9 protein-coding genes and 1 pseudogene are annotated in these 24,802 nt (G+C 39.1%); all 10 read right to left on the bottom strand.

The window, feature by feature from the left end; genetic code table 11:
• Positions 1-2 precede the first annotated feature (2 nt).
• Positions 3-2,870, bottom strand: a complete 2,868-nt coding sequence (locus K322_RS0117815) for a glycoside hydrolase family 2 (protein ID WP_026628096.1) — start codon at positions 2,868-2,870, stop codon at positions 3-5.
• Positions 2,867-6,136 carry a glycoside hydrolase family 2 TIM barrel-domain containing protein gene (locus K322_RS0117820; protein ID WP_026628097.1) on the bottom strand — a complete coding sequence of 1,090 codons (3,270 nt, stop codon included), beginning with the start codon at positions 6,134-6,136 and terminating at the stop codon, positions 2,867-2,869. The genes K322_RS0117815 and K322_RS0117820 overlap by 4 nt, the downstream gene beginning before the upstream one ends.
• Positions 6,137-6,150: 14 nt before the next feature.
• Positions 6,151-10,599 (bottom strand): beta-d-glucuronidase/beta-L-arabinofuranosidase, encoded by a 4,449-nt coding sequence (locus K322_RS0117825; RefSeq protein WP_026628098.1) that lies wholly within the window; start codon positions 10,597-10,599, stop codon positions 6,151-6,153.
• Positions 10,600-10,624: 25 nt separating this feature from the next.
• The gene (locus K322_RS0117830; protein WP_026628099.1) at positions 10,625-13,300 is read right to left on the bottom strand and encodes an alpha-d-galacturonidase; all 2,676 of its coding nucleotides are present in this window, start codon (positions 13,298-13,300) and stop codon (positions 10,625-10,627) included.
• 133 nt (positions 13,301-13,433) lie between these two features.
• Positions 13,434-15,599 carry an alpha-L-rhamnosidase-related protein gene (locus K322_RS0117835; RefSeq protein WP_026628100.1) on the bottom strand — a complete coding sequence of 722 codons (2,166 nt, stop codon included), beginning with the start codon at positions 15,597-15,599 and terminating at the stop codon, positions 13,434-13,436.
• A gap of 3 nt (positions 15,600-15,602) precedes the next feature.
• Positions 15,603-17,435 carry a right-handed parallel beta-helix repeat-containing protein gene (locus K322_RS0117840; protein WP_026628101.1) on the bottom strand — a complete coding sequence of 611 codons (1,833 nt, stop codon included), beginning with the start codon at positions 17,433-17,435 and terminating at the stop codon, positions 15,603-15,605.
• 46 nt (positions 17,436-17,481) lie between these two features.
• A complete protein-coding gene (locus K322_RS21420; RefSeq protein ID WP_169714157.1) occupies positions 17,482-18,324 on the bottom strand; it encodes a sugar phosphate isomerase/epimerase family protein in 843 nt (280 codons plus the stop codon).
• Between the two features lie 21 nt (positions 18,325-18,345).
• Positions 18,346-22,095, bottom strand: a pseudogene (locus K322_RS20010) (family 78 glycoside hydrolase catalytic domain); the annotation flags it as partial.
• Positions 22,096-22,098: 3 nt separating this feature from the next.
• Positions 22,099-23,544 carry a glycoside hydrolase family 140 protein gene (locus K322_RS0117850; protein ID WP_035332550.1) on the bottom strand — a complete coding sequence of 482 codons (1,446 nt, stop codon included), beginning with the start codon at positions 23,542-23,544 and terminating at the stop codon, positions 22,099-22,101.
• A gap of 4 nt (positions 23,545-23,548) precedes the next feature.
• On the bottom strand, positions 23,549-24,775 hold the full coding sequence (locus K322_RS0117855; RefSeq protein ID WP_026628103.1) for a glycoside hydrolase family 88/105 protein: 1,227 nt from the start codon (positions 24,773-24,775) through the stop codon (positions 23,549-23,551).
• Positions 24,776-24,802: the final 27 nt, after the last annotated feature.

Raw genomic sequence — 24,802 nt, forward strand, 5'->3', positions numbered from 1 at the left:
ACTTACTTAGTATTAAAGTTCAAACGAATACTTCCTCTGTGAAATCCTTCCGACCATTGAGCTTGGGATGAGGGGCCAACCAAGTCGGTCGAATTAACTTTGTTTCTTACGGCAGGGATAACTTCCAACATGGCAATACCACTCTGAGGGATTGTGTAAAGCAATGCATCACGTCCGTCACGAGGGGTATATACGCCCAGATATTTACTTCCCGAGACATTGCCGATATTAATTGTACCTTCGGTTGTTTTCAGTGAAAGCCATTTCCAGTTATTAAAATATCCTTTGAACTCGGGATATATAAATGTTTCTCCGGGAATAGGGTCGTTGTAATCGTTTTCCCATATACCGAAGTTGGTTCCATGAATACGGTTTTGCCAAACACGGTAAGGTCCTTCGCCCAACCATTGTTTAGATACTACCTGATTTTCGGGATAGTCGAACATAACGCCCATCAATTCAACTGTGCCGTCGTACTGATAAGCGTAATCGAGTAGTATTTCACCATTCGATTGAATAGTCCATTTCGCCTGACGCATATTACCGAAATAATCGGCTGTAACAACTATACTGTCTGTATATGATTTGAAATTGAACGAAGTAAGTTTGCTCTCGCCCGAAATATCATTGTAAATACGTTCTTTACTGCGAGCTTCGTTATCATCGTGATTATAATATACATCCATAGAACGGTCGCCCCTGCGAGCAGCTATAAAACGAGGTCCTTTTTCGAAAGCGATACTCTTTTCGTTTTCTTGAACAGAACTTAGTAAACCTGTCGATTTATCGAAAGTAAGTGTTGTGTTACCAGCTGATACTTGTAAGGTTTTATCGTTGTCTTGAGTAGAAAGTTTTCCCCTTTTATCGGCAAAGGGATAATATTCCGATGATTGTTTCCAATCCCAGTCCCAAGTCCATAACTCTTCATTGTCTTTTCCGTAAGCAGTAAGATATAATGCATCGGCATTTCTCCAATTCTGAGGAAGATTGATTTTTAATGTTCCGGCAGAATGCGGAGCAATATCTGTTCCGTTAACTTCACCTTGATTGAGAATTTTTTCTTCACCTTTGAGCGATTTTAAAACCCATTTGAATTTGCAATCTTTCAGATTAGTAAAGTCGTATCTGTTTTCGATATTGAATGTTCCGTCAAAGTTGTCGGGGAGCGATGTATTCATCACCTGCACAGGCGACCATATTTGTTTTACAGTATAGAAACTTCCTTCACGTTCGTGATGGGGACCTACAATACCATCTGCACCATAGTTGCCTACATTGTCGATACGTCCATCCTGATCAGTACGCATAACACCTTCGTCTGCCAATACCCAAAGAAAACCTCCTGCACAACGAGGATGCTTGCACATCATTTCCCAATAATCCCAAAGACCGGCTCCGTGACCGCCATCGTATAATCCATGTAAAAATTCGGTAGGCATAAATATTTCAGGCTTACGCATATATTCCTGACTTTCGCCATACGAACGATAGTGCATCGTTTCGAATCCTCCGAAGTTTTTCTGAGGGTGAAGTACAGGTCTTTTCTGAGGATCGAGTGGGGCAAATTCTTTATCTATTTCGAGATTATGACCACCTTCGTTTCCGTTCGACCACCATGTAACTGATGGATGATTAACGTCGCGTTTGACCATCTCGTGTACTAATTTAGCACCCACATTGCTGTCGTATTTACCGTGCCATCCGGCAAGTTCTACCATCACATATAATCCGAGTTCGTCACAAGTATCCAAGAATTCGGGATCGGAAGGATAATGAGATAGACGAACGGCATTCATGTTCATTTCTTTGATGAGTTTTACATCATCATAATTATTTTTTTTGCTGAGAGTACGTCCTGTTTCGGGGCGGAAACTGTGGCGATTTACACCTTTTATCATTACTCGTTGTCCGTTGACGTACAATCCGTCACTTGGCCGAACTTCGATAGTACGGAATCCGATTCGTTCTTTTACTATGTGTTTTACTTTACCGTTATCTGTTAATGTAAATTGGACATAATATAAATTAGGTGTTTCGGGAGTCCACGTTTTTATGTTATTGAATTTACCCGAAACGGCAACCTTGTCCGATCCGTTTTTTACAGGAGTTTCGATGCTCTGACCAAGTGGTTTTCCCTCTTTGTCTAATAGTTGAGCTGTAACTTTAGCGCTATTACTCATAGCTGCACCTAAGAAAATATCAGCATAGAAACTTCCATCGGCTTTGGCATCGATAGCTGTACGATCTATATTGAATGCTGGCAAAGCTTCTATAAACACCGGGCGAAATATCCCCCCGAAATTCCAGTAATCGGCTCTGCGTTCAGCCATGTTTACACTAGGGTTCGACGATTCTTTGCTAACCGTCATTTCCAACACATTTTCTTTATCGCCGAAGTTGATTCGGTCGCTGACATCGCTTTTAAAACGATAGAATGCACCTTGATGCAAGTAACCGCAACGGCGTCCGTTTATTTCGGCTGTAACATCTGTCATAACACCATCGAAAACGATGCGGACAGTTCTGCCTTCCCACTCCTTGGGTAGTTTAAATTTATATTTGTATTTACCCTGCTCTTTGGCTATCCCTGCAGGGTATTCTTTTCCATAAAAAGGCATACCGTACTGATATGTGCCGAATCCTTGCAGTTCCCAGCAAGAAGGAACAGGTATGGTTGTCCACTTACCGCTGTTGCGTCCATCAGTGCAGTAAAATTCCCAGTCGACAGTATTATCTGATCCCGTACCCGATAAGTATTGAATACCTGTTTCGGTTTCGCTCTGTTTTTTTGTTTGTGCAGTTAGGTTGAACGATAATATACAACTTAGTGCAATAGATAGTATAGATATATATTTTGTAGTTTTCATCATTTATTTTCAGGTTTAATGCTAATATTCAGATTGTAAGTCCTTTTTTCGATTGCATATTTTTTCAATACACCAGGTCCGCAGCTGCTGTTACCCAATCCGAGCATAATAGCATCGAGCGATAGTATAGTTTCTTTACGAGGTTTCAGTAAATAAGCATGGCTTGCATTGTCGAAATCGCTTGCCGTGAAATGCAATGCAGATGCAGACATCAAACCCGAAGTGCAACTGATTTGTATTCCTTTGCCTTTTTTGTCGGTTAGTTTCAGCCATTCTACATTTTCTTTGTTGCCCGTATCCTGAGGTCGGGGGTAGGGAATATACTGATCGGTTACTGTACTGCGATACAAGCCAATCGGTGAACTTTCTTTACGGTCAGAATAATTTTCGTAAGGTCCGTGTCCATACCATTCGAATTGCTCCAAATTCTGATTCAAAGGCATCACAATTCCTAAACGGGGCAATTCTGGTAATTGTCCTTTCTGTGTAAAACTGTTTTCAATATCAATACTTCCGTTTCCGTTTATAGTCCAGATAGCAGTGTGTTCTATATTTCCGTTTTTCGAAAGATTAGATACTGTTGTCTTTATTTTTATAAAATCTGAGGTTTCTTGTATAACTTCACAATTATTGACAACTCTTTGCAGACTATCCAATCCTTGCTGTTTCCAATCTTTAGCTAACCAGTTTCCAAAACCTTTGTCATTATCCACAGGCGAACGATATCCCTGAAATATAGGAGACGAAACTAACATTTCTTCTCCACCATATTTGAGTGAAGATAGTGTTGCTGCTTGCATATCGAATATTGCATCAAACCCTTGCCCTGAAGTCAGAATTTTGTTTCCATCTTTTATCACCGATTTTAAAGGCTTACTTTTGTTTGTTGAGTGAGGCAAACCTTTTTTTATTTGCAATTGTTCAAAACCTATTTCGTAGCCTTTTTCAGCCCACAGCGTATTTTCTTTTAATCGGAAACTAATTCGTAAATAGACATCGTTTTCATTTACCGTTGAATATTTTCCTATTTGCACAGATATGCTTTTACTTTTGCCGTATGGTATGTTGAATATTGTATTACCCGATTTTAAAGTGTCGCCATTAGCAATAACAAACCATTTTACATCATATTCATTCAGATTGATAAAGTGATTACGATTAGTAACTTTCAGAATAATATTGCTGTCATTGATATTTTCCACCTCGACTTTCATGGGTTGATATACTTTCTTTACCTCAAAGTATTTAGGTGTAAGACCTCTATCTGCAAATACAATTCCATTGAAACAGAATGCATGAAGATTGGGTTTATCTCCGAAGTCTCCGCCATAAGCAAGAAACTCTTTTCCATCAGCATCTTTTTTGTATAAACCCTGATCTACCCAATCCCATATGAATCCACCCAACATTCGTTTATTAGAATATATTTCGTCCCAATATTCTTTGAAATTTCCTAGAGCATTACCCATCGAGTGAGCATATTCACTTGTCAATACAGGACGATTATCCACCGTATCGCGAGCGATGCTTAGCAACCGTTCCCAACGGGCATTTTCGGCACGCTCTTTATCTTCACCCTCTGCAATGTTGGGGTTGAGGTATTCGTCTTGTACCCGAGGATAGAAACGGCTGATAACATCTACCGTTTTTGGGTCGGTCGGAGTATCTTGTGCACCTTCGTAATGAATCGGTCGGGTAGGGTCGAAGTCTTTCAACCAAGCGGATATTGATGCAAAATTAGCACCATATCCGGCCTCATTCCCCATCGACCAGAATATGATAGATGAATGATTCTTATCTCGTTCAGCCATGCGAATGGCTCTATCCATAAAGGCTGCATTCCACATAGGGTCGCTGGCAAGTTTTCCTCTTAATCCGTGTTCCTCGATATCAGCTTCGTCCATCACATACAATCCGTACTGATCGCACAATTCGTACCACCGAGGATTATTCGGATAGTGTGATGTACGTACTGCATTTATATTGGCTCGCTTCATCAGTACAATGTCTTTTATCATATCTTCTTCAGATATGCTGCGACCGGTTCGGGGACTATGTTCGTGACGATTTACACCTCTCAAGCGAATGGGGTTACCATTGATCAATACTAGTCCGTCTTTTATCTCTATACTTCTGAATCCGATTTTACAACCGATAGTTTCTATCGTTTCATCCTTTTCGTTTTTCAGACTGATAACTAAGGTATATAGATTGGGTGTTTCGGCTGTCCACATCAACGGATTAGAAACTTTACTTTCGAGCCAAGCAAATTTGGCACGTCCCCGTTGAGGAGTACGATCGTTCAATACCCCTGCTTTATTATCTGCATTGAGTATCGGTAAAGCATCTTGTTGCAGGGCTTTGCCGAATACAGGTTGGTTATTAGCATCAAACAGCTCAGCCTCTACATTCCATCCTTCGAGTTTATTTCCTTTATACGATTTCAGTTCAGGTTTTATTTGCAGACTTGCATCTTTATAATCTTTGTCGAGAATGGTTCGTACAGCAAAGTTCGATATACGCACATCGCTTGTCGAATATAAATATACATCGCGGTGTATACCACTGGTTCGCCACATATCCTGATCTTCGAGATAACTTCCATCGCTCCATCGGTATACTTCTACAGCTATCTGATTATTGCCTTTCTGAACATAATCCGTAATATCAAATTCGGATGGAGACATGCTGCCTTGACTGTATCCTACTTTTTTACCATTTATCCAGATATAGAATGCACTCTGTACTCCTTCGAAACGGACAAATACCTGTCGGTTGGTCCAAGCCTCGGGCAATCTAAATGATCGGCGGTACGATCCTACCGGATTACGCTCTTTGTATGTTGTGTAATCTTGCTTGGGTTCACTTGTTACTCTGGGTAGATCTATCTTAAATGCATATCCCGAACTCACATAAATGGGTGTACCATAACCCTGCATTTCCCAATTAGATGGAACAGTTATGTTTTTCCAGTTACTGTCATTAAAGTCGGTTTTGAAAAAATCGGCAGGACGTTCTTCGGGGCGAGCTACCCAATGAAATTTCCAATTGCCATTCAATGATTGATAAAAGGGCGATTGGTTTTTATCTCCTGCTAAAGCCTGCTTTTCGTTTGCAAACGGTATAAAATAAGCTCGGGCAGGTTCTCTGTTTATTTCCAAAACAGACAGATTTTCCCAATCGGGTTTATTTATCTGGGAAAATACTGTGTATACCGATAGTATTTGGAGTATCAGTATATACATGTATTTGGTATAATATCTTTTCATCATTTATCTTTCATTTATTGAACATCCAAAGCGTCAAAAGCTAATCCTTCGAGATTATCGCCGCTTATCACTACCTGATAATGTCCGGCATTGATGTATTCGCCGGTAGTAGTGCTTATCATTCTCCATTTTTCGGGAGCCGACGGAAACTGTATTTCGCTTTCGCGCATCACTCTGTTGTCGCTCGATAGTATTTGAATTTTTGCTGTAATAGGCTGGTTAGTGGTATTTATGTACTTAAACCGAAGGGCATACACTCCGGCAAGACCGGGAGACATAGTCCACGATATGCTGTGAGTAGCTTTGCCGATAGCTTTTACTCCCTCTTTTTTACGGATAGTTACCTTATCCCATTTACCTTTTGTTACAGCACTTTCGGCTTCTAATGATATTTCGGGACGAAGATTTGGTTCGGCAGGCCATTCTATCTGAGGTACGGCAAAAATGTACTCACTGTTAAGATTTAATCTTTCTCCGGCTTTACATGAGGTCTTAACAAATCCTGTATCTACTTTCTGATAGATATCTGCATCTTTGCTGATGGTAAAAGAAATAGGATTAGTATTGGTTTCTTTTTTAATCCATTCTGCTCCGTATAGTTGAGCCGGAAGTGATGTGAAATCATTACCTGTATCAGCCCAATGTTTGTGAGTTCCACCTGTTACATTCAAAATAAGGGATGGGGATGCAGGTTTACCTTTTATATTTTTATCGGTCGATGCTATAGCTATAGCCGAAACAATGGCTTGCCCTGTATTGATTCGAGGAAATGATATTTCTAGCATCCCGTTTTTAACGATGCCTTTTACTGATTTCTTTAATACTTTGTCGTGACCTGCTTCTTTCCATATATCCAGATTCTTGATTACAGTATCTTTGTTTACTGCAATATCGAATGTTCGGAAACCTTCGCAATTCATGCTGCGATCTGTTCCCCACCAAGGTTCTATAAAGTATAATTCGATAAGATATTCTCCATTCGGAAGAGGAAATTGATATTTCAGTTTCTCACGTCCAAAACGGAATGTCTGGAATAATTGCCAATCTTTAGTTCCATCAATAGGATCTTTCGTTCTGCGTTGAGATGCCAGAAAATCAGGCAGATTGCCGAAGTCATCAGTCCATGACAGCGAGCCCCAATAATCGCCTTTTACTTTGTGTACATCCGTCATCCATAAATTGCCGTTTTCGTCTGAAAAATTATCACCTCCGCAATTTACACGATAGATATAATTGTAGTCAGGCTGAGGTTGGGTTACATTTTGTACGTCTTTATACAACTGTCCGAAGTTTGGTGATTTTGGCAGATTCTCCATTACTATATAATCTTCCGTAACAGCTTTTCCGTTTACATATCCAATGGCATACAGCACATTGTATCGGATATTTACATTATCCCACGTAAAATGTGTACCGATACCGTTTCGGGTGCGTTTGCCTAATGATATAGACTTCACATCGTTGAATAGTTCTACTTCATCGCAATTTGAATATACTGTAATTCCGTTTTTGATGCCCCGTTCAGTCCATCTGTCGTTCCATGTATGAGAAACGATATAAACCATCGGTGATTTTTCTTTCAGCACATAGTTCGAACGATACATGTAGTATACATCCAAAGGTTCTTCCCAAGGGGTAACCAACCCTTTATAATTAAATGGACCAATACGGTCTATGTCTCTGAATGCCTCATCGTTTTGTATCCTACCGGGATTATCGTGCGAACTGTATATCCATTGAAATTGGCCGCAAACGCTGTCGCGAACTTGTTCAGCCATACGAATTTTCATTTCCATAAGAGCAGTCATACGGTCTTCACTCCATTTCCCGTCCGGAATAAAACCACCTTCGGTATGCAGGTCTATGCTTCGCCAAGCACCATACTCTCCATTTAATAGTTGATCTTTTTTACTTAATTCTTGATTGTATTTGTAAGGATCGCCGCTATATGTTCCCGACCAGTTTTGTACGACATTCCAGTCTGTACCATCGCCTCCGTTACATGTAGTGACAAGGCGTTGAGTAGGAGAAGTCGGATCTATTTCGCGAATGATGGCAGTACATTCTTCTGCAAAATCTTTAGGGAGTACGCTCTCGTTCTGTAACCCCCAAAGCACAACAGCCGGAGAAGAGCGTCTTTCTTTTACCCATTCACGCAGATTGTTTTTGAAGTTTTCTCTGAATTCGGGAGTGTCGTACCATACATGAGCCGACAGTTGAGTCCATAGAAGTGTGCCGTTTTTCTCCCACAAGTTTTGATACAATAAATTGTGAGGCTGATGTGCATCACGGAACGCATTGAATCCGGCAGCTTTCATCTGCTCTACACGAGATATAATTTGGTCGTCGCTAAAAGCATGACTATTACCTAGTATATGCTCGTATTCGCAGACTCCATTCAGGAACACTGGTTTTCCGTTCAGATAGAAACGATTGTCACCATCGTTGCGGTATATAGGCCACGATATCCAACGGAAGCCATAAGGAGTAGTCTCCTGATCGATAATCTTTCCGTTTTCTTTGATCATGGTTATCAGCTTGTAGAGATACGGATTTTCGGTATCCCAAAGTATCGGATTTACAATCTCAGTACCTATTTGTTTTATTGTTCGAGTTTCGTTCGGTTTGAGAATAATTGTATCTGTAACACGCTTGATCTGTATGTTTTCGGTATTGACCAGCTTTTGTATAATTTCAATTTTACGCTGATTATTTGTATAGTTCTTTATCTCTGTATCGACATTTAATGAGAATGTTTTGTCTGTTGCTGTTATTTGTGGTTTATCGTTCCATGCATGAACACCAAACGGTTCTATCCGAACATCATTAGATACCACCAAAGTTACCGGACGAAATATTCCCATTGGTTGAGAACCTTCGGAGAATCCCCATTCCGAAGAGCAACCGCCACACACCCAAGGTAAGTCTGAAATCATCGGAGGATGATCTGCCTGTACAGCGAGTATATTCGGTTGATCGAAACGGATTGCATCCGTAACATCGAGAGTGAAAGTGGTACGTCCTCCTGCATGATATCCTACTTTCTGATTGTTTAGGTATACAGTAGCATACGAACCTACACCTTCGAAAAACAAAAAGTATCGTTTGCCTTCGCCTTCATTTTTTGCATCAAATGTTTTTCTGTACCAAGAATATCCGTGTAGGTTTCCATGTTTCAAACGACGAACCCCTTCGTACTGATCCCAATTGTGAGGAACATTCACTTTTGTCCATTTCGAATCGTCAAAATTGAGAGATTCAAAACCTGTCATTGCATTTTTGTCTGTTTCGTTTACGGTTGTTTTCCAACCATTATTTAAAGATGTTTCTTTTCTGAAAGTTTCTTTATCGGGTTTAGGAAAACGAACAAGACTTCGTCCCATATCTTTCGATGTGGCAACAGCTATTGCACGTTGATCATCGTTATTTACCGCACAGTAAAAGTGATATACAACATCGTTCCATTTAACTACATACGATTTATGAGCAAACAGATTATCGTATTTTTCGGTAGGAATAATCAGATCATCACCATCCCAGTCTGTCCAATTAATCAAATCATAGGAGCAAGCAAATGTATTGAAGGCTTTGTAAGTACGGGTTTTGTGAAATGCCCCGAAATAGAACATTACGTATAAATCGCCGATTTGCTGTATAACTCCATCACCTGTAATGCCTTGTTCGTGATTGACAATCGGATTGCCGTGATAGCGTTTCCAATGTACCATATCGTCCGATAGGGCAATACCGATTCTTTCTGCTTTAACGTTATTCGAGGGGTTAATTCCTCCTGCATTATAGAACATAACGAACGGGTGTCCTAAGCGTTTTGTTTTATCCCAGATAACGGATGATTTGTATTGTGTTATATTTTCCCACCATCCTTTGTTCGGATCAAGAGGTGATAATCTCGGTTTTTCAAAGCTTTTCCATTCATGAGCTTTTGTAATATCTCCATCGGTATAAGCCATTCCTTCTTCGAGGCGACCTTGTTCGTAACCTTTACCGATACCTCCGAAGTATGACATCCAATATTTATTGTCGAATTTTTCGACATTGTAGTTACCTCCCCATTGATAATCGACAAGGGCTATGTATCCTGCCCTTTGGTTTTCATCCCAACGTCCACTTCCTTTTTCAGGAAAAGATAATATCCGTCCCAATGTTTTCCATTCGAGCAGATCGTTGCTTTCGGCAAGCCATGTTTCGTAGCCTCGACCGTCTTTTCCTGTTTTTCCGTTATAAACAATATACGACATGTACCATTTTCCATCTTTTCGAAAAACGGTAGGGCAGTCGATTTTGTGCATATTATCCTCGGGAGCGATTACAAGCCCGTATTTATAAGGAGTTTTGACTTCCTCATATACTTTATTCATAACATCTTTAGCTACTGTTTTCTGAGCGAAAACAGCAACTAAAGAAATAAAGTACAGAAGTATGATTGAAGATATTTTTTTCATGAGATAAGTGTTAGGGTCTCAGACCTTAATAAAATAACCAGTCTATCTTGCTCGATTCGCCTTCGCCACCGAAACCGGCATTACGAGGGTCTATTTTCTGATTGGCATTTGTGAAACCGAGTATCAGGGCAGCTCCTTTGCCCAAAGACAATGTGTTGGTTCCCGCAGGGAATGTGTAGGTATGAATATTAACCGAAGCTCTGCCCGGAACATCTATAGCATTAGCAATCTTAACATCGCCTTGACCGAACTCGTTTGCACTGGCATCGGTTTCGAGAGTAGGTGCTTTGGCATATTCTTTACGTTCGGTGTTAAAATAACCGACCAATACATTTACAGGCTCTTTTGAAGTGAAGGTGATAGATGTGCCGTTTTTAGCTTGTTCGTCCATACTCAAACGCATTAGCTTCATGTTTTTCAATTCTTCGGCAAAGTCTCCAAATACGTAAGTTTGATTCGAAAATACTTTATCTCCTTTTTTGATAGGATAAGTAGGAACATTACCGGAGATAGTTACTTGAGCAGGGGTCAGAATTTCTATTTTAGTGTTTTGTCCTCCATGTTTTTTAATAAACTCTATATTCTTTTCGAAATTTGCTAATTCAGCCTCGAAAGCAGGAAGCAGTTCAGCCCATGTTTTATTCTTAGCATCATCGCCTCCGATAGGAATACGACGTTGAGCCGTTTGCATACTATTAGCATACAGATAAGTATCTTTAGTCAGATCAACCAGTTTGCGATAATGTTCGAGACTCGTTTTGATGTATGGAACAGCCTTGTCCAAATCCGAAATATCTTGCGAATGGGTATAACGAAGTATTTGCATTGATGCTTCTACTTTAGCAGCAAAGAAATCGGCAAATTCGCGATAGCAGTATATATCATTTTTCAGACGGTTGAACTCGTCTTTGTTTTTAGTTACTTTCGATGCTGCTTTGTCTATTGCTTCTACAGCAGCCTTGCCATGTGCAACCGCTTCTGAAATCAACTGAGGAGGTGTTTCTCCGATGTGAGGTTGTTTACTCCACTCTTTGTTTATATATTCGATAAGCATTTCACCTTCAGGTCCGCATGATTCGTGAAATCCCGGATATACTTTCCATTTTGCCGGATTAACTAATTGGCTGAGGAACATTCCCAATAAGAATGTCTGTCTGTTTCCTTCTGTAATACCGAATTTACGGGTCAGTTTCGGAGATATTTCTCCGGCTTGTTCGTAAGCATCAAGAATGTATTTTCCGGCATCGCCGCATCCGTACATATCGCCAAGCTGATTTGTCCAGTATTTGATTTCGCTATCTCTGTCCAGTGATTCGTTCCATGCATATCTGGCCCATGCCTTGTACCAAATCCAGTCGCGATCCATTTCTAATAAACGAGGATCGCTTTTGTCAGCCGTATAAGGCCAATCCCAATAAGATGCTTGAGGGTATAAATGCAGGGCATTAGCTCCGTGTATGTTATGCATTGCTTGCACGCATTTTTGAATAAAGTCAGGAGATCCGAATCTGAATGGTTCAAGATTAGCTAGGATATGTACATTCGAAATATGTATTGATCCGAGGCTGCTCAAGTCAGTATGAATTTTAGACCACGACCCTCTCGGTTGATATGTTGTCAACGATTCGCCATTGTATTTATGCATAGTGTACAGGTTATGATATATGGGTAAAGCTGCATCCATAACCATTTTAGCATCTGTATCGTGAGCACGAACAACGATAGGAGGTTCTTCGGTACGCCCCAAAGCTTTAAGTCCGTCTTGTACTCCCGGAATAATTGTTTTAGTGAACCAGTTTACATCATCTTCATAGGTATCCATTGCTTCTCCAAGACATACTAATAATCCTACATTTGGATATTTTTCGATAAATGCAGCAACAGATTTTCTGGTATAGTCAGAAAGTAGGGGTGTGATAGGACGGCTGCGATCTTGAGTCTTTATATTGTAATGCTCGGCAAAAGGTTTAGACACTATAATATTGTAGAACATCTGAATAACCCAAATACCTCGTTTTTCGGCTTCAGTAGTCAAGAAGGCATACATTTCTTCGTTCTTCTTAAAAGTTTCTTCATCTACTTCTACAGCAAAAGGATAATCGTTTAACTTAACTAATGAAGCAAAAGGATGACCGTTCCATAAATACAGTGAGTTGTACTTATTTTCAGCCATCATATCCAAATACTTTATCCATAGATTTTTGTCGTAAAACCAAGGGAATGTTTCTTCAGTATATGGATATTCATATACGGTACGTTCCGGCAGATAGTATGGTTTTTGCACCCCGATACAAGTCCCGCGCAAAACCATGTGAGGCTTTTCGGTGGTATTGATATCCAAGGGAAGTTTTTTATTATCTTTTATTGCACTTATAATATCCATACATCCATATAATGCTCCGGATGCATCATTTCCAATAATCGATATTTTTTTGTCTTTGCTCGAAATGGTGTATCCTTCTTTAGCAAGAGAATCGGTTTTATTTTCCGAAACAGATATTAAGATTCCTGTACGTTCGTCAGCCGAAGTATTAATTTTTACGTCATACTTAGCCGCTTCTAAAGCCGCTTTTAATTTATCTACTCCGTACGTTATTCGCGTCGAAGGGTTTTCTTCTACTACAATCGTTACTTTCTCCTGTGCACACGAGAGAAATAAGATTGAACATAAAACTGTAAATAGTAATCTGATATTCATAATTCTATAATGTTTACAAAGTCAATAAAAGGTCTGAGACCCGAATTAAGTAACAGAAAGTATTTAATGTCGCATTTTAAAGTTATAACTATCAATTGCTGTTATACTTGGATGGACAATAAATAGGTCTGAGACCTTAAAATTTTCCTGTGATCTTATAATCACCTTTATTAGCTAAAATTTTGATTCGGTATTTATTTTTCGAAATATTTTCGATGGTTCCTTGATTGCTTTTTGGTTTGGATGTGCTTTCGAAGGACAAGTAGCCTTCACCTTCGCTTGCCGATACTGTGATGTTTTTTCTATCCATACGCACTTTAATATCTCCGTTAGGAGTCGGTACTGAACCTTCCATCCATTGCAAATCACCCAATACAGGAGTGATGGCAAATTCTTTGTAACCTTCTTTTAGAGGTTTTACCCCTATATAGTATTTGCCAAGCAGATAAATGGGGCTTGCCCCCCATGCATGACAAAGGCTTTTGCCGAAAGGACGTCCGTACATGGCTAAATGTTGAGTACCGGTTTCATTCGGATTGTATTTTTCCCAGAAAGAAGTTGCTCCCAGATTGACCATACCTCCCCAATAGTCGCGCATTTCTTTCAGTACAAAGTCTTGTTCGCCAAGCTTACATAAAGCCTCTAATTCGTAGAAGCGCATATAAGGAGTTGTTATCTTTAAAGCATTTGGGTTAAGTAATACACTTTGTTTTACTTGTTCGGTTTTTTCGGTATCGAGATAACCTAAAAGAACAGCAAACATATTGGTATAAGGTGTAACTTGTTTGCTTTGAACACCATTTTCGCGATTGTGGACAAATGCTTGCTGACTCTCAGACCAGAATGCCGAGAATAGTTTTGATTTAATTTCTGATGCCAATTCTGCATATTTTCTTTTGCCTTCGTCATCTTTCATTATTTCTGCACATATTGACATTGTTTCCAAGCTGCGACAGAAAAGTAATTGTTCGAAGCTAAGTTCTCCGCTCTTACTCATCTTGAAGTCTGCCCAATCGAGAAATACCCAATCACCCGAAAGACCTTCCATCAATCCATTTTTATTTCTCCGTGAAAGACAGAAGTCCATCAGGCTTTGCATACGGGGATAAAATTGTTTAACAAATTCTTCATCACCTGTATATTGTAAATAGTCATAGATTCCCATAAACCAGTAAAATGTATAATCCATAATGGTATTTATATGGCTGGTCACAGGATCTTTACCCCTAAGATTAAGCATAGTTCGTGTTACAGAAGGAGAGTCAAAAAACAGGTAGTAATTCATCAGATAGCTTTGATAAGCATCGCCGCTCCAGACCCAGCGATCGCGTTTGATTCCATCAATGAAAAATTCACGGGAGGTAAGGTGCATAGTATATGCTGATATGTCCCATATCTGATTAATAAGATTATCGTTGCATTTAAATGATCCTCTGTATTCGAGAGGCAGATACTCATATAACATAAATACAGTATCGAACACTACATTTTCATCTTTTTCGATATAGATATAGCGGAATGCTTTAGAACCGGGAGCTGTAAAGCCTTTTGCTTCGGGATTCTTTATATCAAAAAAATCGAGGGTTTCGCAGGTTTCTTTAGTTAAGGCTTCTTCGGGTGATTCGCCATAATAGACATACAACTTTCCTAATCCTTTCAGATTTTTGAATTGAATGAAACCGAATGTTTCTTTTCCAAAGTCAACAAGTAGTCCATTATCTTTAGGTTCTGTTTTAACAGCATCCAATGGTATTGTCTCTAATTTGAATTTAGAAGGAGGCGTATCGATGTTATTGAAGTTCCACGATCCGGCATTGAGGTATACTGTACCTGACGATGTATCGGATGCTTTACCCGATTCGTCAATCCATTCTTTGTCTTCGAATGTTACCTGCCATGTATTATCCGAACCGAATGTTTCGCCTTGTACATATACCGATGGCACATTCGCCTGATTATGTACTTTTATATTCAGACTGTGTTTTCCTTCTGGAATAGTAATATTAGATGGATTGCCTGTCAATAATTTCCCATCTAGTTTTACATTATATTGACCTTCTACAGCAATGGTTACCTTCTCAGTCTTTACTAAATCTAGTTTCTTAGAAAATTCGACCAATACATAATGGCTGTCCATTTTCCAAAAAGGAGGAAAAAATGCACCTCGTTCGGTACGTCGGTTTTGCATATCGTTGCCCAGCCATATTTCAAAATCGCCTGGGTAGTATATCCATGTAGCTTTTTGTGCAAATATGCCGGAAACGGATACACAAAGCATAATTAATATTAGTTTATATTTCATGGTTCATAGACTTTTAAGGTGTTTGTATTCAGGTTTCAGTCCCGCCCTCGTTTTGATTGAATCGGCAACCATCGGACCATTGTTTTCCCAAGTATTTCCCGGACCGTTTGCATTCTGTAGGAATTTTTCTTGAGGAGTCCAATTATCTTTTACTGTAATAAAAGAGCTGCCCTCGTCGGTATATAAGTAAAACCAATGCTGAGGATCGTGCACATACGAGGGGCTGTAAATATCTTCGACCCTATTTTCTGTGATGAACGATTTCGATTGTACCGAAAGAGTATATATGCCGGCTACATCATACATATGTTTACCATAATGATGTATATAGTTGGCATGTATTCTGTTGTTGCGCATACAATTAACAGTTTTAGTCCATCCCCATCCAAGGCTGATACCTGTATATGATATCTCGCTGATCTCGTTGTGTTCGATATTGATGTCTGTAACAAATCCGGCACAGATGGCTACACATCCCCAATCTTCGTTGGCTACATCGGTTATCAGATTATTCGATATAGTTTGATAAGAGCATAATTCTCTTTTGTCCGAAGGATCGTACGGTAAATGGCTCTCCATACCTATGTCAGACATTTTACCTATTTGCATGGCATTGCCTGTAATATCCGAAAATGTACATCCATTAACAATATCGTATCGGGAAGCTGAAATGAAATCAATTCCACAAGAACCCAGATGTTGAAATTTACAGTTGTCGAAAAGGGTGTTTTCGGCAAATTCAACCATTACTGCTGCCGGAGGACTACCTATCCATGCTTGATTTTCTATCCCTTTATTCAAGTTTCCGTGTACTCCGGGTGGACGTAGTTTATAGCCGTCCAAAAGATACATTCCGGCTTGAAGAGGTACATGCCCTTTTTCGGATGGACGTGTCCATGTTGTATATCGAAAATCAATACCTTTGAATTGAATATGCTTAACAGGGCGGTCGATAGTTCCTTTTATATCTACTAGAGTTTCGAGTGTAGGAACAATTACTTCGGCTGTTTTCATATCTTCTTCCGATCGGGGCAAATAATAAATTTTATTAGAATCGATATCGTGATACCATTCTCCCGGTTTATCGATTAACTGAAAAGCGTTAGTAAAATAAAAAGCAGAATTAAATCCCTCTTTTATCATAGGTTGAGGCCAAGGATGCTCAAACTGTATGCGAGCTTCTGGATTATGAAATTTGATACCTGCCGAATCGCCTTGTACAACAATCGATTTAACCCGAAGGTTGGCAATAGCCCACATTTGATGGATGACTAACTCCAGATTCGGTGCATTTTCTAAACCTTTTACAGATGATGCAGGAACCCAAAGTGTTTCATTCTTTTTATCATTACTTCTGATTCTGTCCATTTTTTCGAAATCAGAAACATTACGAGCTCTGATTGCCTTGTTGCCGTTTACCCATAATTGCCTAAAGGTTATCCGATTACCATTGAATCGGGGAACTGAAGCTGTCCAGTATTTGCCTTCTTTTTTCCAGTTACTTATTTGCATACCTCCGCTTAAAACAGGTGTTCCGTTTATTGCTTCGATGATAGTTGGACTTGATTCTGTTCCCGAATCTTCGGGACGGATAAAGAGAGGTTCGTACAAATTGTAGGTACCTCCATTTACCTTAATATGTATTGCTTCATCTTTCTTTATCTTCGAAAGACGTCTGTACTCACGTGCTTCTCTTAGTGCTGCGTTTAATGTTGCTTTGGGTTTATTTTTACTGCCATCGTCAAAGTCATTGCCTTTGGTAGAGACATATATCTCTGCTCCTGATAATGCAAAAGCATAGCAGAATGCAAAGAGTGTATGTATATATTTAATCATTATACAGCGTGTTTATTTGATTTCATTTAAAAGACCTGAGTCCTTATTATTGGAATACTTGCTTTAGGTATCGAACATTTGCTCCATAATTTTTCTTCACATTATGTACATCATTAGTGTCACGAGATCTTTCTACTACAAGCCAACCGCTCCATCCCATTTTATCCAATGTCTTTTTTATTTCGGGCATATTGATTGCAGGATCGTTTTCTAACCAATACCCATCGGTGTTTGAAGCATGAATTTGAATGATACGATCTTTACCCAGAGTTTTTAGATCTTTGATAATATTACCATTACGTTTAATAATACTCGAAAAGTTGACATAGCTTTTTATAGACGGAGAGTTTATTTTATCGATCAACTTTGCTTCTTCTTTAGCAGTCAAGGTAGTTTCGATACCGATAACTACTCCTGCAGATTCAGCTTTTTTAGCCACCACTTTCAGCCTTTCTACAACCGTATTGTATAACTCGGGTTCTTTTACTAAATCGCTTTGATTACCCATTGGCAGAAAAGCTACTTTGATACCCATTGCTTTCATCGTAGCAATACATTCATCTATCAGTTGTTCGTAATTGTCTCTTTTGGCAAACGATTGCCCGTAAAAAGCCGACATAGCCAGAGAACTGTATTGTATACCTAACCGGTTACATTCGGCAATAAACATTTCCTGAAAATGCTTTTCCGTTAGTTTATTGTCAAAGCTGACGCGTTTACCTAAACCTCCCATATCAAGCTCAAGACCGTCTGCATTTAATGATTTAGCAAGCTCCATTGCCCCTACTTTTTGACGTTTCAGCATCATCCAGTCACAAACAGAAACTTTGTATCGTTGATTGTTTACCACTTGTATTTCTGCTGTTTCGGTAAGTGAAGGCCATTCCATGTTTTCGATCTTCGATAAAACTAATTTAGAAGGATCTACGACCACATGTTTAATGGCTTTACGTCTCCATGTATAAACAATATGCACCAATCCGTCGGATGATTGAATAACTGATGGATATGAATATTGACTGATAGGTGAGTCTTCTAAAACTAAAGCTGCATACCATACTTTACCATCTTCGGATATTGCTACATTTAAAGGAGTTCTTAGTCCTTTACCCTTTTTCAGTGTATCATTGGGCAATACATGGTTATATACAAGCAATTGACGTCCGTCTTGTAATGTTACGGCATCTGTTCCCGAATTATTGTTGGGAAGCATCGTTGGTTTAAATTCTGACCAAGTTTTGCCATTGTCGGCAGACCACGATTGTGCTATTGTTCGTTCCTGCGTTCTACACAGAATCTGCAATTTTCCATCAGGATAAGTAAGTACTGATGGTTGAATGGTATGTATTGATTTACCTTCGTTGATAGGACCTATCATAGACCATGTTTTGCCAAAGTCTTTAGTCACTTCAAGGTGAGTTCTCCAAGCTCCGCCTTCGGTACTCGATGGACAAATCAGTAATCCGTTTTTAAGGAGTACAGGTTTATTCTTTACAGGTCCGAGAAATCCTTCGGGTAGGTCTTTCGGTTCAGACCAAGAATAACCTCCATCGTTTGATGTAATTACTTTTCCAATCCATCCTCCGACATTAGGTCCTACTTTGTAGTATAATTGAAGTTCACCATTTGGCACTTGATACAATACAGGATTCCAACAAGCATAGCGAAGAGTGTCATTCACGATTCCGTTTGCAACGTTTCTTGGTTCAGTCCATTTACCGTTTATATAGTGGCTTGTCCAGATACATACATCAGGGTTTCGTTCTTTTGTTCCGCCAAACCAAGAGGCTATTATTGATCCTTCTTTAGTTTCGGCAATGGTAGAAGCATGACTTTCGGGGAAAGACGGTTTTTCGCAAATAAATTCATCGGCAATAATACCCTCTCTCCAACGATCTTGTGCAACACCATATTTACAAGTAAATGAGTATTCGCCCGAGCCTATTTCGAGATTGATACGTCCGTTTTCTTTCCGTACAAATTTTAACCCTTCTACATCAGTAATAGGTCTACCGTTTTCGGTAATGTCGTTTATTTCGGCAGCTGGTATAAGAATATTAGCTCTACTATTAACAGGAATGGTAATCTTCCATGTAAAGATTCCTTTATTTAATGTCCAATCGCTTTCTACCAGACCATAAGGTGTGGTATGAGATGCTTTTGCCTGATTCAAATTTTCGGTTGGGGTAGGGTGCATCCACAACCACTTAAATCCTGTATGCGTTTCGTGGCTCTTGATTCCTGCAATATTCTCGTACATCCATGCAATAAGGTCGCCTAAAAGCATCACATGGTTTTGTGAATTCATTTTTGGGCTGGCTGTATTTCCATTCCACAGTTCCCATATAGTAGTTGCTCCGTTTTCGATCATATATCCCCATCCCGGATAATCTTTCTGAGTAGCAATAGTATATGCAACATCAGTACATCCTCGTTTCGACAGTTCACGCATTAACCATTGAGTACCGATAACCCCTGTACTTATATGCAGTTTATCGTTCTGAACGATACGATACATCATATTCTTGAAAACACGATCTTCATTTTCCTTGTCTACAATACCGAAAGTCAAAGGTAAAAGATTGGCTGTTACGGTATAATTGCTATATTGACCGGTTGCGTTATTATAAAATTTATTGTTGAAACCTGTGCGGATATGATCAGCTAAGTTGACATATTGAGGTATATCACTCTCATGTCCGGCAATCTTAGCAAACTTTTGCATCAATTGCATGAAATAAAAATAATAAGCTGTTGATATTAGTTCCCCATCTGTTTTTCGGGCAGGATCGAGAGAATGAATCAGTTCTTTTGATTCGGGCGGGACACACCAATCTCCGTATTTATCTTTGGTGACGATGTAAGAAGTAGTCATATACTTACTCCTCATATATTCTAGCCATTGCTTCATAGAGGCATAATGACTTATAATAGGGTCGGCATTTCCTGTTTGACGGTATATCATATCAGCCACCATCAGATAAGTACCGGGCCATGTCATATTATCACTGTAATATGTTTTGTAAAATCCGGGAGACATATCAGGAAGCTGTCCCGATGGCATTTGTGATTGTTCTATATCATTTAACCATTTGGCATACAATCTGGTATTATCAAAAATATAGCTTTCTCCTAGCGAGCCCGTTGCCCTGTCTCCTAGCCAAGGCTGTCTTTCGTCCCGTTGAGGGCAATCTACAGGCATTCCTTTATAGTTACCTCTGATTCCCCAATATGCATTCTGATATATTTGATTCAATAGCTCATTCGAAGAGCTAAATTCACCGATTGTAGCCATATCATCGTATATGACCTTTCCTTCGAAATTGTCAATTGTAGGGATGCTTTGAAATCCTGTAACTTCGGCATATCTGAATCCGTGATAAACAAACGATGGCTCCCATGTTTCAATACCCGAACCTTTCAGTATGTATGTATCAGTAGATAGGGCACTTCTTAAATTATCACGCTTTAGGCGTCCATTATTATCTAATGATTCTGCAAAGCGGATAGTTATTTTACTTCCTCTATGTCCTTGTGCTTTCAGTTGAAGCCATCCGACCATATTCTGACCCATATCGATAATGAAAGTATCTTTTGCTAAGGGTTTTACTCTTATAGGTTTCAGTACTTCTTTTATACGCATATTGTCGGTGATCTGAGCAATCAGACTGCCCGATGGAGCACTTACTACAGATGCTTTAGTCCATTTAGAATCATTGAAACTATTCAGATTCCAGTTCTGTAATTCTTTGGTAGCATCGTAATCTTCACCGTCAAATTCATTATTTGATCGGATAGGTCCGTCAGATGTTACCTTCCAATTATTGTCGCTGTTGACAAACGATTTGCTGCCATCGGTATATTCTATTTCAAGCTGAAGTCGCATTTTAGGATAGCCGTAAGTTTTTACTTTATGCGGTTTAAAGTTTTGACGCATATTGTAATAGCGGCCATTTCCTAAAATAGTTGCAACAGTATTCGTTCCGTTTTTAATGAGTGATGTAACATCAAAAGTATTATAAGTAACAGATTTATCATAATCTGTAGGGACTGGGGCAAGAACTTGATTTCCAATCCGCTTACCGTTTATATAAAGTTCATACAGACCTAGCCCTGCAATATATACTTTAGCCGATTTTACAGTTTTGGCAGAGGTAAATTCTTTTCTGAGGTAACGAGCCGATAGTCTCGAATGTTGAGTTTCGCTATCCCAAGGGAAAGCTTTATCTAGCCCGATCCATTGAGCAGCCCAATCGTTAGAATTAAGTAACCCTATTGAGAAATGAGACGGAGTACTCCATCCGCTATTTTCTTTATTGGTGGTAACTTTTACTGTCCAATAGACTATATCTCTCGATTTAAGAGCTTTTCCCGCATATTTGACTAAAGTGGACTGATCGCTTTTGATGACTCCCGAATTCCATAAATCGGCATCTTTTTCGTTTAATTTTTCAGGGGAACTGGATGCTAATATCTGATAAGAAGTTTGTAGCGAGTTGCGCTCATTTGATTTTATGATCCAATTGAAGCGGGGAGTGGTAGTACTTATGCCCTCAGGATTAGTCATTAATTCGCAACGTAAGTCTTTTATCTCAATCGCATGGACTGAGATAAAAAGACTTAGTGCACCCCAAAACAATATAATACGTTTGAAATTCATCATTTATTTTTTTTCTTGAAGATTGTCTTCTACATATGTTTTTGTTGCATCTGTAATGATCAGTACCCAATCGTTACCGGCTCTGTATCCCGAATCGTTGATGAAGTCTTTCGATCCGTTGTCGAATTCACCGATAAATTCAGTATGTCCATCAAGAGGACTATACCACCAAGCTTTTTTCTTAGTTCCGCTGATCTTGGTCATATCTATCTTGGTCAAACGGTTTGTATAGTTATATACTAAAATATAATCGTTACCTCTGGTTGCGATTACCCGTTCGTATTGTTTTCCATTGGTATCGGCAATAATACTCTGATCGGGAATCCGTTCTGTAAAAGGAAAAGCCAACATTAATTTTTTCAGGTATTTCATTTGTAAACATCCCGGATCGTGCAGTGCATCCCACCAAGACTTTTTTGCACCAAAAGAAGCCAGATATCCGGGGCGCAGCATTTGCATAGTCGAATTGTGTCCGTATGTATGACCAAACGATCCTGCCAAAACAGACCAATATGCATATCGGCGTACATCTTCGGCTTGCCAATATCTTTCGCCCGAATTGTGCAATCCATGAGGAATATCTTCGTAAGCAGGTTCTCCGTCTATTACTGGTTTATGTGGAGATACAGCTAAACTGCTTTCAACAAATCGCCAGTTGTCTTCTTCGGTATTTTCTTCAATAGGATAATCTCCATCTCCGAACCTTTGTCCGTATCTGCGATGCCCTGATTGAAACATATTAAAATCTAACCAATCTTCGTTATTAAACCAAGTGGTAGAAGAGGTACGACCTCTGGGGTGGAATGTCATTAAGTGCTCGGAATCTTGTGCTCGTATTGTTTTAGCTAATGTTTGCCAAACTTCGGGTTGTACATCGCCACGAATATCACCTCCGATAAACCAGATTATGTTTGGGTACTTTTTGTATCTTTCTACCAGAAATGTTCCATATTTTTTAGCATCTTCAACTGTCATTAATTTTTCATTGACAGGACCTCCCCAAACACAAACAATGCCTACATATATTCCGCTTTTTTGAGCTCTTTCTACGATGTAGTCTATATGTTTCCAATAATTGTATTGACCTTTTTGATCTATGTTTTTGAAATCAAAACCATTGGGTAAAGCCTCGTGTCCGTAAACATTCATAGCCGGAATAGTATGAAGTACTGATATTTGTAAAACATTATAATCATTTTTTTGAACTTCGGACATCAGAAAATCAACTTCGTCTCTATTCGATCTGGAAGGTAAAAGCCATGCTGTTTCTCCTAACCAGAAAAATGGTTTGCCATTGGCATGTTGTAAATAACGTTTATTGTCGCTGACAATTAATCTTCCATTGTCCCACGGTTTTTCTTTTTTCTTTTTATTGTTGTCCTGAGCTGTAATACTTAAAGATGCAGCTAAAGCAAAAAATAGAACTATATGTTTGGTAATAAATTTCATGGTATTATTTCTGTTTCTTTTGTTTTTCGTTTTCTATGGCAGCCCAGATAAATGGTGCAACGGATTTAGGGTCGTTTTCGATAACAGGTTCTCCGATATAATATTCGAATGATCCGTCTCTGTATACTTTTTCTCCACCCAATCCGGCAACAGCACAACAATTAGTTATTGTATATGTGCCATCCGTTTCTAACTTGGTAAATTCTTTTATCAGACCCTCGAATCCTTTATTTGCCGATGCTAAATATTCACTACTTATATATCCTTTGCGAATAGCTTTGTACAGAAATGTAACAAACATAGCAGAACCTGATGATTCGAGGTAATTACCCTTACGATCGCCTAAATTGGTAACCTGATACCATGTGTCTGATTTTTGATCTTGCCATTTGGTAATCCCCTTAGCCAATTTATCTATAATATTCAGTATGTCTTTTCGTCCGGCATGATCTTGTGGTAGATAGTCTAATACATCTACCGAAGCGAGCGCATACCAACCGATACTTCTCGACCAGAAATTTGGAGATAATCCTGTTTTAGGATCTGCCCATTTCTGTTTACGGCTTTCGTCCCATCCATGATAATACAACCCTGATTCTTTATCGTAGCAATATTTGTCTATCAGCGTGAATTGTTTGACTATATCATCGAACATTTCTGGCTTATTAAATTGTGCTGCATATTCAGCTAAAAAAGGTTCAGCCATATATACACCATCGAGCCACATCTGATCGGGATATATTTGTTTATGCCAATATCCGCCGACTTTAGTTCGTGGTTGGTTTTCCATTTGAAGAACCAATGTGTCGATAGCCAATTTATATTTATTATTTTTTGTATCGGAATAGAACCGAAATAGAATCTTTCCGGCATTGATATTATCTATGTTGAACTTTTCGAACTGATATGTTTTGATCGAGCCTTCAGCAGTAATTAAGGTATCGGCATACCCTTTAGAATATCTATAGAAAGTACTGTCATGTGTATGATTATACAAATCAAGCATAGCTTTAGCTACACATCCGTGAGTGTATCCCCATCTGGGAGATTTAGCCTTTTCTATCATCCATGCTTCAGGGAAACGTTTGATTTCCGACTCTGCTAATTTTACAGACCACGGTTTGTTTTGATCGGTTATATTGTTATTGTTCTCCTTTTTATTTCCGCAAGCGATTAAACTTGTAGATAGAAAGAGGAGAACTGCAAAACGTATAAGTGTATTTTTTTTCATAGTCGATTTATTTATTTTTTAAGGTCT

The organism is Indolivaga capnocytophagoides DSM 22835 (assembly GCF_000426485.1).
Classification (GTDB): Bacteria; Bacteroidota; Bacteroidia; order Bacteroidales; family Dysgonomonadaceae; genus Dysgonomonas_A; species Dysgonomonas_A capnocytophagoides.